Raw genomic sequence first — 12,887 nt, 5'->3', positions numbered from 1 at the left:
CTCAGCCCAGCGGACGGCCCAGCAGCATGCTCGGCGCGCCCGCGACCCGGGTGAGGAAGACGGTGCAGGAGCCGCCCGCCGACTTCGGGTCCAGCTTCAACTTGCGGCGCAGCTCCTCGGGCTCCACCGCCGAGCCGCGCTTCTTGACGGTGACGACACCGATGCCGCGCTCCCGCAGCAGCGCCCGCAGCTTCTTGACGTTGAAGGGCAGCACATCCGTGATCTCGTACCCGGTCGCGTACGGCGTCGAGTGCGCCGCGTCCGCCGTCACATAGGCGATCGTCGCGTCGATCAGCCGGCCTGCCAGCCGCTCCGCCAGCTCGGCGACCAGATGGGCGCGGATGACCGCACCGTCCGGCTCGTAGAGGTACCGGCCCACCTCGCCCACCTCGGGATCGGGCAGCCCCCGCCCGGCCAGCGCGTCACCGGACGGCAGCAGCGTCGCCCGGACGCCACCGGGAGCCGCCCGGCCCGCGCCGAACCACAGGACCGCCTCCTTGACGTCCCCGCCGTAGGAGACCCACTCGGCCTCCGCCCCGGTGGGCACCGCCTCGTGCGGGATGCCGGGTGCCACCTTCAAGGCGGCCAGCGGCGCGGCCCGGGCCGCCTCCACGGCCCAGCTGAGCGGCGGGGAGTACGCCTCGGGATCGAAGACGCGGCCCCGCCCGGTGCGGCGTGCCGGATCGGCGAACAGCGCGTCGAAGCCGTCGGTGGCCACCTCGGTGACATCGGCGCAGCGCACCTCGACCAGAGCGCCGAGCCCCAGCGCCTCGGCGTTGGCGCGGGCCACCGCGCACGTCAGCGGCGAGCGGTCGACGGCCAGCACGCGGATGCCCTCCCGGGCCAGGGCGAGCGCGTCGGCGCCGATGCCGCAGCACAGGTCCACGGCGCTGCGCACACCGAGCCCGCTCATCCGCCGGGCGCGGTGCGCCGCCACCGGGGTGCGGGTGGCCTGTTCGAGACCGTCGGCGGTGAAGTACAGGGCATGCGCCTCGGCCGGGCCGAACTTCGCCTCGGCGCGGCTGCGCAGCCGGCTCTGCGCCAGGGCCGCCGAGACCAGCGCGGGCTCGTACCGCTGCCGCAGCCGCGTCGCCACGGCCAGCTCCCGCGCGGGCTCGGTCCCCCGTACCTGACGCAGCAGTTCCTGTCCCTCGTCGGAGAGCAGCTGGGCGAACACCTCACGATCCACCCGCCCATTGTCCCGTGCCGCCGGGCCCTGCGGGCGGCCGGGCCGGGGCGGTAGGGTCGGGCCCATGGAGTGACGACGTACGCCACGCGCCGAGGCGGTCCGCCGGCCGGTCCTGTTCCGGTGCGGGCCGCACCTGCCCGAAGCCTGCGGTGCCCGCGCACCCGTTGCGGTTCCCGCGCCCCTGAGAGGGCGCTGCCCGTCGTCACTTCTCACCACGAGGACGCCTGCCTTATGCCCGAGACGCCCGTCCCCGCGCCCGCCATGACGGACGCGGACTTCCTGGACCATGTCGCCGAGCGGCTGGCCTCGCTGCCCACCGTGCACGCCGTCACCCTCGGCGGCTCCCGCGCCCAGGGCACCCACGACCCAGGAGCCGACTGGGACCTCGCCGTCTACTACCGGGGTCCCTTCGACCCCGCCGCGCTGCGCGGCCTCGGCTGGCCGGGTGAGGTGTCGCAGCTCGGCGGATGGGGCGGCGGCGTCTTCAACGGCGGCGCCTGGCTGACCATCGACGGTCGGCACGTCGATGTCCACTACCGAGACCTGGACGTGGTCGAGCACGAACTCGCCGAAGCCCGGCAAGGGCGCTTCCACTGGGAGCCGCTGATGTTCCATCTCGCGGGCATCCCCAGCTACCTCGTCGTCGCCGAACTCGCCCTCAACCGGGTGCTGCGCGGCACGCTGCCCCGCCCGGAGTACCCGGACGCGCTGCGGGCCGCGGCCCCGCCGGTGTGGCGGGAGCGCGCCGCGCTGACCCTGCGGTACGCCAAGGGCGCCCATGCGCCGCGCGGGCAGGCCACCGAGGTCGCGGGCGCGCTGGCCACCGCCGCTGCACAGTCGGCGCACGCGGTGCTCGCGGCACGCGGCGAGTGGATCACCAATGAAAAGCGTCTCCTCACCCGGGCGGGCCTGCGCCCGCTGGACGCCCTGCTCACCGACCTCCGCCCCACCCCCGAAGCCCTGCTCCAGGCCCTGGAGCAGGCCGAGGCGCTCCTGGGCGCCCCGCAGGGGCGCGGGGAACTGCGCGAGTGACCACGATGTCGCCGCGCCCGGCGGACAGCCGCAGCCCCACGGTGAATCTCCGCAGAATGCGAGCGAGGGGGGCGCCCCTCACAACGGCACAAGCCGGTGCGGCTAGCACTCCGCTTGACCGAGTGCTAAGCCGGGCATAATCTCGACCTTGGCACTCTCCCCGTGGGAGTGCCAGCAGATCGCGACGGGAAGATCCGGCACCCGCGACGACGGATCTACCAGGTCGCCACCCCAGACATAAGCCCTCAGTTTTGACGTAATGAGATCTCCGAAGGGGGAGGTCGGATCGTGACGACCGCCAGCTCCAAGGTTGCCATCAAGCCGCTCGAGGACCGCATCGTGGTCCAGCCGCTCGACGCCGAGGAGACCACGGCCTCTGGCCTGGTCATCCCGGACACCGCCAAGGAGAAGCCCCAGGAGGGCACCGTCCTGGCCGTGGGCCCGGGCCGCTTCGAGGACGGCAACCGTCTGCCGCTCGACGTGTCCGTCGGCGACATCGTGCTGTACAGCAAGTACGGCGGCACCGAGGTGAAGTACAGCGGCGAGGAATACCTCGTCCTCTCGGCCCGCGACGTTCTCGCGATCGTCGAGAAGTAATACGGCGAGAAGTTCTACGGACTACGGACGCAGTCGCTTCCCGGTGCGCAACGCACCGCCGGAAGCAGCAGCGTGCAGTCGAATCGCGCCCTGGTGCCCGCTCCTCGTGCGAGGTAGCAGGGGCCAGGGCGCGGCTCGTGCGGGCCGATACGTGCGCGTACGAGACGTGCGAGACGTGTGAGAGGACACAACAGCTTCCATGGCGAAGATCCTTAAGTTCGACGAGGACGCCCGTCGCGCCCTTGAGCGCGGTGTGAACAACCTCGCCGACACCGTGAAGGTGACCATCGGCCCCAAGGGTCGCAACGTCGTCATCGACAAGAAGTTCGGCGCCCCCACCATCACCAACGACGGCGTCACGATCGCCCGCGAGGTCGAGGTCGAGGACCCGTACGAGAACCTGGGCGCCCAGCTCCTCAAGGAGGTGGCGACCAAGACCAACGACATCGCGGGTGACGGCACCACCACCGCCACGGTGCTGGCCCAGGCCCTGGTTCGCGAGGGCCTGCGCAACGTCGCCGCCGGTGCCTCCCCGGCCGCCCTGAAGAAGGGCATCGACGCCGCTGTCGGCGCGGTCTCGGACGAGCTGGTCAAGACGGCCCGCCCGATCGACTCCAAGGAGGACATCGCCTCCGTCGCCGCCCTGTCCGCGCAGGACAAGCAGGTCGGCGAGCTGATCGCCGAGGCGATGGACAAGGTCGGCAAGGACGGCGTCATCACCGTCGAGGAGTCCCAGACCTTCGGCCTGGAGCTGGACTTCACCGAGGGCATGGCCTTCGACAAGGGCTACCTCTCGCCGTACTTCGTCACCGACCAGGAGCGTATGGAGGCCGTCCTCGACGACCCGTACATCCTGATCCACCAGGGCAAGATCAGCTCCATCCAGGACCTGCTGCCGCTGCTGGAGAAGATCATGCAGGCGGGCGGCTCCAAGCCGCTGCTGATCATCGCCGAGGACGTGGAGGGCGAGGCGCTTTCCACTCTCGTCGTCAACAAGATCCGCGGCACCTTCAACGCGGTCGCCGTCAAGGCGCCCGGCTTCGGTGACCGCCGCAAGGCCATGCTCGGTGACATGGCGACGCTGACCGGCGCCACCGTCATCGCCGAGGAGGTCGGGCTCAAGCTCGACCAGGCCGGTCTCGACGTGCTGGGCAGCGCCCGCCGCGTCACCGTCACCAAGGACGACACCACGGTCGTCGACGGCGCCGGCAAGTCCGAGGACGTGCAGGGCCGCGTCGCCCAGATCAAGGCCGAGATCGAGTCCACCGACTCCGACTGGGACCGCGAGAAGCTCCAGGAGCGCCTCGCCAAGCTGGCCGGCGGCGTGTGCGTCATCCGCGTCGGCGCGGCCACCGAGGTGGAGCTGAAGGAGAAGAAGCACCGCCTGGAGGACGCGATCTCCGCGACCCGCGCGGCGGTCGAGGAGGGCATCGTCTCCGGCGGTGGCTCCGCACTCGTGCACGCGGTCAAGGTGCTGGAAGGCAGCCTCGGCAAGGAGGGCGACGAGGCGACCGGTGTTGCCACCGTCCGCCGCGCCGCGGTCGAGCCGCTGCGCTGGATCGCCGAGAACGCGGGCCTGGAGGGCTACGTCATCACCGCCAAGGTCGCGGAGCTGGAGGCCGGCCAGGGCTTCAACGCCGCCACCGGTGAGTACGGCGACCTGATCAAGGCCGGCGTCATCGACCCGGTCAAGGTGACGCGCTCCGCGCTGGAGAACGCCGCCTCGATCGCCTCGCTGCTGCTGACGACCGAGACGCTGGTCGTCGAGAAGCCGGCGGAGGAGGAAGAGGCCGCCGGTGGCCACGGCCACGGCCACGGTCACGCCCACTGAGGCAACGCCTGAACAGTTCCCCGCGCCCCGAAGGGGCGCGGGGAACTGCGCTCTCCTGGGGGCCTCGGCGCGCACCCGGCAACGCACCAACACCGCCAACGGCGTCGTTCCGCAATACCTACTTCGGCCCGTACTTGCGCCCCGTTGTCGACGACGCCCGCGCCAGCACCCCGCGCGGGATCAGCCGTGAGGCCCCCAGCAGCGCCTTGTACCGCGGGTCCGGCACGGACAACGTGCGCCCGCGCGCCAGGTCCCGCAGCGCCGTCTCGACCACCTGGTCGGCGTCGAGCCACATCCACTTGGGGATGTCCCCCGAATCCATCCCGGCGCGCTCGTGGAACTCCGTACGGACGAACCCGGGGCACAGCGCGAGCAGCCGTACGCCCTGACCGGCCAGATCCTTGGCCGCCCCCTGGGTGAACTGGGTGACCCAGGCCTTGGAGGCCCCGTAGGTCCCCCGGGGGAAGAAGGCGGCGACGGACGCGACGTTGATGACGCCACCGCGTCCCCGCTCGCACATGGATCCGGTCGCGGCGGACGTCAGCCGCAGCACCGCCTCGCAGTGCACCTTGAGCATCTTCAGCTCGTCGGCGACGGGCACTTCCAGATAGCGGCCCTTGTTGCCGAACCCCGCGTTGTTGACCAGTAGATCGACGGGGTGTTCGGGGTCGCGCAGCCGCTTCTCGACGGCGCGGATACCGTCCTCCGTCGCCAGGTCGGCGGTGACGACGTCGGCCTCCACACCGTGCCGGTCGTGCAGTTCGGTCGCCTCACGCCACAGCCGGTCGGTGTTCCGCGCGGCGAGCACGAGGTGGTAGCCGCGGCTCGCGAGCCGCCGGGCGAAGGCGGCGCCGATGCCGGCGGTGGCTCCCGTGATGAGTGCAGTCGTCATACGGCCACGCTATCGGCCCCGCACGCGGCCGGCCGCCGCGCAACCGCCGGGACCGACGGCGCATATGGCGGTGGATCAGCCCTCCGTACGGCGCAGCGCCTTCTCCCGTGCCAGTGGGTCCAGCGCCTCGCCGGCCGCCAGGACGCGCGGCAGCAGTCCGGGCTCCTGGGTCAGTGCGCGGAACAGGAAGCTGACCGAGACCTCGTGGTCGGGACGGTGGACGACGGTGACGGGGTCGCCCGCACGGACCTCGCCGGGCTCGACGACCCGCAGATAGGCGCCGGGCATCCGGCGGTTCATGAACCGCTTGATCCAGCCCTGCTCGTCGAGCCACCCCGCGAACGTGCGGCAGGGGATCCGCATGGAGGAGACCTCCAGCAGCGGCCCGGTGCCGGGGGCGCCGAGCTGCCAGCGCTCGCCGATGCGGGCGTCGTCGACGTCGACGCCGCGGGTGGTGAGGTTCTCGCCGAAGACGCCGTTGGGCAGCTTCCGGCCCAGCTCGCCCTCCCAGAAATCGAGTTCCTCGCGGGCGAAGGCGTAGACCGCCTGCTCCTCGCCTCCGTGGTGGCGCAGGTCGCCGATGGTGTCGCCGGCCAGTCCGCTGCCGCCGGTGCCGCGAGGGCCGGGTGCGGCGACGGTGACGGCGCCCTCGACGGGCTGTTTGTCGATGCCGGTCCACCGGCCCTCGGCGTCGGTGTGCTCCGAGCGGTGGGGCTTGGCGAGATTCACGGAAAGCAGCTGCATGGGCACGAGGCTATCCGCGCTCTTCCCCAAGCCGCGAGCCGGTTTTCACGCGAGCCTCCAAGTTTGCCTTATGCACTGGGTATGCTCGAAGCATGATCGAGGCCCGTCATCTGCGTGTCCTGCGCGCGGTCGCCACCACCGGTTCGTTCTCCGCGGCGGCGCGGGAGCTGGGCTGCACCCAGCCCGCCGTCAGTCAGCAGATGAAGGCGCTGGAGGCCGCGGCGGGGACACCGCTGCTGGTGCGTGCGGGGCGCGAGATGCGGCTGACGGAGGCGGGGGAGGCGCTGGTACGCCACGCCACGGGCATTCTGGCGGGGCTGGCGGCGGCCGAGGAGGAGGTCGCCGCGCTGGCCGGGCTGCGGGCGGGGCGGGTGCGGCTGGTCTCCTTCCCGAGCGGGAGTTCGACCCTGGTGCCCACCGCCGTCGCGGCGATGCGGGCCGACCATCCGGGCACCCGGGTGTCGCTGGTGGAGGCCGAGCCGCCGCGTTCGGTGGAGATGCTGAGGGCGGGGGACTGCGAGATCGCACTGGCGTTCCGCTACGACGACGCCCCCTGGGGGGATCTCCCGGCCGGCGGAGGGAGGGACGACCTGGTGGTCCGGCCCCTGCTGACCGACCGGCTGGTGGGGCTGGTGCCCGAGGGGCACCCGTTCGCGGACGCCGAGGAGGTGGGCATCGGCACTCTCGCCGAGGAGCCGTGGATCGCGGGCTGTCCACGCTGCCGCGGGCATCTCGTCCAGGTGTGCGAGGCCGCGGGATTCACCCCGCGTATCGACTTCGCGACCGACGACTATCCGGCGGTGGTGGGGCTGGTGGGCGCGGGACTGGGGGTCGCCGTCCTGCCGGAGCTGGCCGTGGAGTCCGTACGCCCGCGGGGGACGCGTGCTGTGCGGGTCACCCCGGCCGTGCGGCGCGAGGTGGTCGCGCTCACACTGCCCGACCTCGCCCGGGTGCCAGCCGTCGCGCAGATGCTGGACCACCTGGCGGCGGCCGCCCGCCGATGAGAGGGCTGCCCCCACGCCGGGTACGCGGGACGGGCGGCAAGCCCTAGCTCTCAGGAGGCGGGTCCGCAGTGGGGTGGGCGGTCACCAGCCGACTGCGGGCGCGGCCCAGCAGCTCCTCGCGTTCGTCCTCGGTGAGCCCGCCCCACACGCCGTAGGGCTCGCGCACCTGAAGAGCGTGCGCCGCGCACTCGGAGCGCACGGGGCAGCGCATGCACACCTCCTTGGCGGAAGCCTCCCGCGCACTGCGGGCGGCGCCGCGCTCCCCCTCGGGGTGGAAGAACAGCGAACTGTCCACCCCCCGGCAGGCGGCCAGAAGCTGCCAGTCCCACAGATCCGCGTTGGGGCCAGGAAGGCGGGAGAAGTCTGCCATCGCGTCTCTCCTGAGTGCTGCTGGGGTGATCTGACACTCGTGCGTAAATATGACTCTTTCGCGAATCTAGCGAGCGATCTCACAAAACGGAAGGAATGCATCTGAATAGGGCACTTCGGGATAGATGGTGTGGCGGCCATGGAAAAGCCGGGATGTTGCTGCTCTGTGTACGGGTGCTCACGTAGAGTGCTGATGACGGTGGCTGGAAGCCGTAACTCTTTCGGGTGACCGTCGTTGAGAGTGCGAAAGCGATTGGCTCGGAACCGGCCGGGGTGCTCACGCCCGAGGCCGTCAATCGCGCAGGTGACGATTCTCAAAGCAGCCTGGAGGCTCAAGGTGATGCGCATCAGCAGCGGAGGGCGGCCATGACATCCGTCCTCGTATGCGACGACTCCCCGCTCGCCCGAGAGGCCCTGCGCCGCGCGGTCGCGACCGTGCCCGGCGTCGAGCGTGTGACGACGGCGGCCAACGGCGAGGAAGTCCTCCGCCGCTGGGGCGCCGACCGGTCCGACCTGATCCTGATGGACGTGAGGATGCCCGGACTGGGTGGAGTGGAGACCGTACGCCGGCTGCTCTCCGCCGACCCCGGCGCCCGCATCATCATGCTGACGGTGGCCGAGGACCTCGACGGTGTCGCACTGGCCGTCGCCGCGGGCGCACGCGGATACCTGCACAAGGACGCGTCCCGCGCCGAACTGCGGGCGACCGTCACCCAGGCGCTGGCCGACCCCACCTGGCGGCTCGCCCCCCGACGGCTGCGCTCGGCCGAGATGGGCGCGGCGCCGACGCTCACCGCGCGCGAGATCCAGGTCCTGGAGGGCATGAGCCACGGCCGCTCCAACGCGGAGATCGGACGTGAGTTGTTTCTCTCCGAGGACACGGTCAAGACCCACGCCAGGCGGCTCTTCAAAAAACTCGGCGCCTCCGACCGCGCGCACGCGGTGGCGCTCGGCTTCCGCTGGGGCCTCGTGCGCTGATCCGGTGCCGGGCGCCCGCCTGGGGGCAGCCCCCGGTCCAGGGCCGGGGGAGGGCGGTCCGCCGCCTCGAACGACTCCCTCCCGCCCGCCCGCTCGTCCGCGCCCCGCACCGGCCGCAGACGGGTGGGACGGCGGCCCCGGCCGGGTCCGGGTCCCCGCGGATTCCCCCGCGGCAGCCGGGAAATCTCGCGCGTGCCGCATGCTTGTTGTATGGAGTTCCTCGGGGACCGATCGGTCAGGCGTGAGGGGAGGGCGTGGACATGAGGGCCAGTGCGCCTGCTCATAACGCTTCGGCTCACATCTACGAGCGCGGTGCGGCGAACCGCGCGGCATCGGTGCACCATGGACCGATGCGCGACGAGGAGAACGGGCCGCAGCCCGGGGCCGCGGACGCGGCCGAGGTCGCGAAGGTCAGCAAGCTCGTCCAACGGGCGGTCGAGGGCGACCGCCAAGCCACGCACGATCTGCTCGCCCATGTCCACCCACTGGCGCTGCGCTACTGCCGTACCCGGCTGACGCGACTGCCCGGTGACGCGCGTCACTTCGTCGACGACCTCGCCCAAGAGGTCTGCATCGCGGTGCTCTGCGCACTGCCGCGCTACCGGGACACCGGAAAGCCCTTCGAGGCGTTCGTCGTCGCCATCGCCCAGCACAAGGTCGCCGATCTGCAGCGGGCCGCGATGCGCGGGCCCGGATCCACCGCCGTGCCCTCGGACGAGATGCCCGAGCGGCCCGACGACTCCCTCGGCCCGGAGGAGCGGGCGCTGCTGTCCAGCGACGCGGAGTGGGCGAAGAAGCTGCTGGCCAATCTGCCCGAACACCAGCGGGAGCTGGTGCTGCTGCGGGTCGCCGTGGGGCTGACGGCCGAGGAGACGGGACAGATGCTGGGAATGTCACCCGGGGCCGTCCGCGTTGCCCAGCACCGGGCGCTCAGCAGGCTGCGGGCGCTGGCCGAGCAGTAGTTCTCCGGGCCGAGCGGGCCACGGAGGGTTGTCCACAGGCGGTCCGCTCACCCTCCCCGGGCCGATAGCATGGACATCCGGCAGGGGCAAGGACTGGGAAAGGTGTCATGACTGAGAACGTCGACGGGGTGCCCGCCAAATTCGCCACCATGGGTCTGACATACGACGACGTCCTGCTGCTGCCGGGCGAGTCGGACATGGCCCCGCAGGACATCGACACCGCGTCGTACGTCTCGCGCAACGTACGGGTCAACGTGCCGCTGCTGTCCGCCGCCATGGACAAGGTCACCGAGGGCCGGATGGCCATCGCGATGGCCCGCCAGGGCGGCGTGGGCGTGCTGCACCGCAACCTGTCGATCGAGGACCAGGCCAACCAGGTCGACCAGGTCAAGCGGTCGGAGTCCGGCATGGTCACCGACCCCATCACCATCCGCCCCGACGCCACCTTGCAGGAGGCCGACGCGCTGTGCGGCCGGTTCCGCATCAGCGGCGTCCCGGTCACCGACGCGGCCGGCAAGCTGCTGGGCATCGTCACCAACCGCGACATGGCCTTCGAGCTGGACCGCAGCCGCCAGGTGCGGGACGTCATGACCCCGATGCCGCTGGTCACCGGCGAGGTCGGCATCTCGCGCGACGCGGCCATGGAGCTGCTGCGCCGCCACAAGATCGAGAAGCTGCCGCTGGTGGACGGCGCCGGCACGCTCAAGGGCCTCATCACCGTCAAGGACTTCGTCAAGGCCGAGCAGTACCCGAACGCGGCCAAGGACGCCGAGGGCCGGCTGGTCGTCGGCGCCGCCGTCGGCGTCGCGGGTGACGCGTACGACCGGGCACAGGCGCTGATCGAGGCGGGTGTCGACTTCATCGTCGTCGACACCGCGCACGGCCACTCGCGACTCGTCGGCGACATGGTCGCCAAGATCAAGTCGAACCACCCGGGCGTCGACGTCGTCGGCGGCAACATCGCCACCCGCGACGGCGCCAAGGCACTGATCGACGCCGGGGTCGACGGCGTGAAGGTCGGAGTGGGCCCCGGCTCCATCTGCACCACCCGCGTCGTCGCCGGAATCGGCGTCCCGCAGGTCACCGCCATCTACGAGGCGTCGCTGGCCGCGCAGGAAGCGGGCGTCCCGGTCATCGGCGACGGCGGCCTGCAGTACAGCGGCGACATCGCCAAGGCCCTGGTCGCCGGCGCCGACACGGTCATGCTGGGCAGCCTGCTGGCGGGCTGCGAGGAGTCGCCGGGCGAGCTGCTGTTCATCAACGGCAAGCAGTTCAAGTCCTACCGCGGCATGGGCTCGCTCGGCGCGATGCAGACCCGCGGCGACGCCAAGTCCTACTCCAAGGACCGCTACTTCCAAGAGGGCGTCAGCGGCGACGACAAGCTCATCCCCGAGGGCGTCGAGGGCCAGGTCGCCTACCGCGGACCGCTCTCCGCCGTCGTGCACCAGCTCGTCGGCGGGCTGAAGCAGTCGATGTTCTACGTCGGCGGCCGTACCGTCCCCGAGATGAAGGCCCGCGGCCGGTTCGTCCGCATCACCTCGGCCGGGCTCAAGGAGAGCCACCCGCACGATGTGCAGATGACGACCGAGGCGCCGAACTACTCGCGCCGCTGACCCCTCCGAAAGGGACGGCGACGAGGGCGGCCGCCCTCGCCCGTCGCCGGGCGCGGCCCGTCGGCGATACTGGGGCGCGGCACACCAGAGTGAGAGGCAGTAGACGTGACTGAGATCGAGATCGGGCGCGGCAAGCGCGGCCGGCAGGCGTACGCCTTCGACGACATCGCCGTGGTGCCCAGCAGGCGCACCCGCGACCCGAAGGAGGTCTCGATCGCCTGGCAGATCGACGCCTACCGCTTCGAGCTGCCCTTCCTCGCCGCCCCCATGGACTCGGTCGTCTCGCCGCGCACCGCCATCCGCATCGGCGAACTCGGCGGCCTCGGTGTCCTCAACCTCGAAGGCCTGTGGACCCGCTACGAGGACCCCGAGCCGCTGCTCCAGGAGGTCGCCGAGCTCGACGAGGCCACCGCCAACCGCCGTATGCAGGAGATCTACGCCGAGCCGATCAAGGAAGAGTTGATCGGCCAGCGCATCAAGGAGGTCCGCGACTCCGGAGTGGTGACGGCCGCCGCGCTGTCGCCGCAGCGCACGGCACAGTTCTCCAAGGCCGTGGTCGACGCGGGCGTCGACCTGTTCGTGATCCGCGGGACCACGGTCTCCGCCGAGCACGTCTCCAGTGCCGCCGAACCGCTCAACCTCAAGCAGTTCATTTACGAGCTCGACGTCCCGGTCATCGTCGGTGGCTGCGCCACCTACACCGCGGCGCTCCACCTCATGCGCACGGGCGCCGCCGGCGTGCTGGTCGGCTTCGGCGGCGGCGCTGCGCACACGACCCGCAACGTGCTGGGCATCCAGGTGCCGATGGCGACCGCCGTCGCCGACGTCGCCGCCGCCCGCCGCGACTACATGGACGAATCCGGCGGCCGATACGTGCACGTCATCGCCGACGGCGGCGTCGGCTGGTCCGGCGACCTGCCCAAGGCCATCGCCTGCGGCGCCGACGCCGTGATGATGGGCTCGCCGCTGGCCCGGGCCAGCGACGCCCCCGGCAGGGGCCACCACTGGGGCATGGAAGCCGTGCACCTCGACGTGCCGCGTGGCCGCGTCGTCGACCTCGGAGCGGTCGGCACCATGGAGGAGGTCCTGCTGGGCCCCTCCCACACCCCGGACGGCTCGATGAACTTCTTCGGAGCGTTGCGGCGGGCCATGGCCACCACGGGGTACTCCGAACTCAAGGAGTTCCAGCGCGTCGAAGTAACCATCGCCCCCTCCCGCTAACCGCTCCGCGGGCCACGCCGCCCTGCGGGGTAACCCCGTGAGGGCGGCCTCCCCCTCTGTTGTGGGGGCACGCCCTCGCTCCGCGGGGTGCGCCGCCCCTGCGTTGTGGGGGCACGCCCTCGCTCCGCGGGGTGCGCCGCCTGCGTTGTGGGGGCACGCCCCCTGGGTTCTTCGGCTGTCGCCGAGGGGTCGTGTCGGGGGGCTCTGCCCCCCGACGGCCCCCCGCCAGGTGGGCTTCGCCCCCCTAGAACCCCCCTGCCGCAACCAGGCAAGCCATTGACATACGTGCAATCCGCTTGCCTGTTGCTGCCCCCAATTCGTCCGGTGGCGACCCTGCGGGTCGAGTTGTGGTGCCACTCCGCCCGCACCGGCGTTACCGGCAACACCGGGCGAGAGGGACGCCGAAATTGCGTTGCCGGTGTCTCCTTCGCGGGAGGAGTCGCACCGGCGACGCT

Annotated in this window: 12 protein-coding genes; 8 read left to right on the top strand and 4 right to left on the bottom strand. The window is 71.7% G+C overall.

Features of this window, described 5'->3' with window-relative positions; genetic code table 11:
- Position 1 precedes the first annotated feature (1 nt).
- On the bottom strand, positions 2-1,189 hold the full coding sequence (locus tag KBY19_RS15640) for a class I SAM-dependent methyltransferase (protein WP_307842626.1): 1,188 nt from the start codon (positions 1,187-1,189) through the stop codon (positions 2-4).
- Between the two features lie 231 nt (positions 1,190-1,420).
- Here KBY19_RS15640 and KBY19_RS15635 point away from each other — a divergent pair, with 231 nt between their 5' ends.
- The 3 genes from KBY19_RS15635 (at position 1,421) to groL (ending at position 4,649) form a co-directional block, all read left to right on the top strand.
- Positions 1,421-2,221 carry a nucleotidyltransferase domain-containing protein gene (locus tag KBY19_RS15635; RefSeq protein WP_210965983.1) on the top strand — a complete coding sequence of 267 codons (801 nt, stop codon included), beginning with the start codon at positions 1,421-1,423 and terminating at the stop codon, positions 2,219-2,221.
- Positions 2,222-2,509: 288 nt separating this feature from the next.
- Complete coding sequence (gene groES, locus KBY19_RS15630) at positions 2,510-2,818, top strand: co-chaperone GroES (RefSeq protein ID WP_099883511.1); 309 nt, start codon at positions 2,510-2,512, stop codon at positions 2,816-2,818.
- 199 nt (positions 2,819-3,017) lie between these two features.
- Positions 3,018-4,649, top strand: coding sequence for a chaperonin GroEL (groL, locus tag KBY19_RS15625; RefSeq protein ID WP_210965982.1), 1,632 nt, complete (start codon positions 3,018-3,020; stop codon positions 4,647-4,649).
- 118 nt (positions 4,650-4,767) lie between these two features.
- On the opposite strand, the gene KBY19_RS15620 is transcribed toward groL, so the two are convergent.
- Together KBY19_RS15620 and KBY19_RS15615 are read right to left on the bottom strand one after the other, a co-directional pair.
- Positions 4,768-5,541 carry an SDR family oxidoreductase gene (locus KBY19_RS15620; RefSeq protein ID WP_210965981.1) on the bottom strand — a complete coding sequence of 258 codons (774 nt, stop codon included), beginning with the start codon at positions 5,539-5,541 and terminating at the stop codon, positions 4,768-4,770.
- A 75-nt stretch (positions 5,542-5,616) separates the two neighbouring features.
- The gene (locus tag KBY19_RS15615; protein ID WP_210965980.1) at positions 5,617-6,285 is read right to left on the bottom strand and encodes an MOSC domain-containing protein; all 669 of its coding nucleotides are present in this window, start codon (positions 6,283-6,285) and stop codon (positions 5,617-5,619) included.
- 92 nt (positions 6,286-6,377) lie between these two features.
- Between KBY19_RS15615 and KBY19_RS15610 the strand changes: the two genes are divergently transcribed.
- Positions 6,378-7,289, top strand: coding sequence for a LysR family transcriptional regulator (locus KBY19_RS15610; protein ID WP_099883515.1), 912 nt, complete (start codon positions 6,378-6,380; stop codon positions 7,287-7,289).
- A gap of 43 nt (positions 7,290-7,332) precedes the next feature.
- Here KBY19_RS15610 and KBY19_RS15605 read toward each other — a convergent pair whose 3' ends face one another.
- The gene (locus tag KBY19_RS15605) at positions 7,333-7,659 is read right to left on the bottom strand and encodes a WhiB family transcriptional regulator (RefSeq protein ID WP_099883516.1); all 327 of its coding nucleotides are present in this window, start codon (positions 7,657-7,659) and stop codon (positions 7,333-7,335) included.
- Between the two features lie 365 nt (positions 7,660-8,024).
- On the opposite strand from KBY19_RS15605, the gene KBY19_RS15600 reads away from it, so the two are divergent.
- The 4 genes from KBY19_RS15600 to KBY19_RS15585 all read left to right on the top strand — a co-directional run bounded on the left by KBY19_RS15600 (position 8,025) and on the right by KBY19_RS15585 (position 12,432).
- Entirely contained in the window at positions 8,025-8,636 is a 612-nt protein-coding gene (locus tag KBY19_RS15600; RefSeq protein WP_003948568.1) for a response regulator transcription factor, read from the top strand.
- Between the two features lie 350 nt (positions 8,637-8,986).
- A complete protein-coding gene (locus KBY19_RS15595; protein ID WP_245226229.1) occupies positions 8,987-9,598 on the top strand; it encodes a sigma-70 family RNA polymerase sigma factor in 612 nt (203 codons plus the stop codon).
- A 107-nt stretch (positions 9,599-9,705) separates the two neighbouring features.
- Positions 9,706-11,211, top strand: a complete 1,506-nt coding sequence (gene guaB, locus KBY19_RS15590) for an IMP dehydrogenase (protein WP_099883518.1) — start codon at positions 9,706-9,708, stop codon at positions 11,209-11,211.
- Between the two features lie 105 nt (positions 11,212-11,316).
- Positions 11,317-12,432 carry a GuaB3 family IMP dehydrogenase-related protein gene (locus tag KBY19_RS15585; RefSeq protein ID WP_099883519.1) on the top strand — a complete coding sequence of 372 codons (1,116 nt, stop codon included), beginning with the start codon at positions 11,317-11,319 and terminating at the stop codon, positions 12,430-12,432.
- The last annotated feature ends 455 nt before the right edge of the window (positions 12,433-12,887 follow it).

The sequence above is a fragment of the Streptomyces sp. B15 genome, from assembly GCF_018070605.1.
Lineage (GTDB): Bacteria > Actinomycetota > Actinomycetes > Streptomycetales > Streptomycetaceae > Streptomyces > Streptomyces smyrnaeus.
Note: the sequence above shows the minus strand (reverse complement) of the source record. Positions and strands in the feature narration are given on the sequence as shown.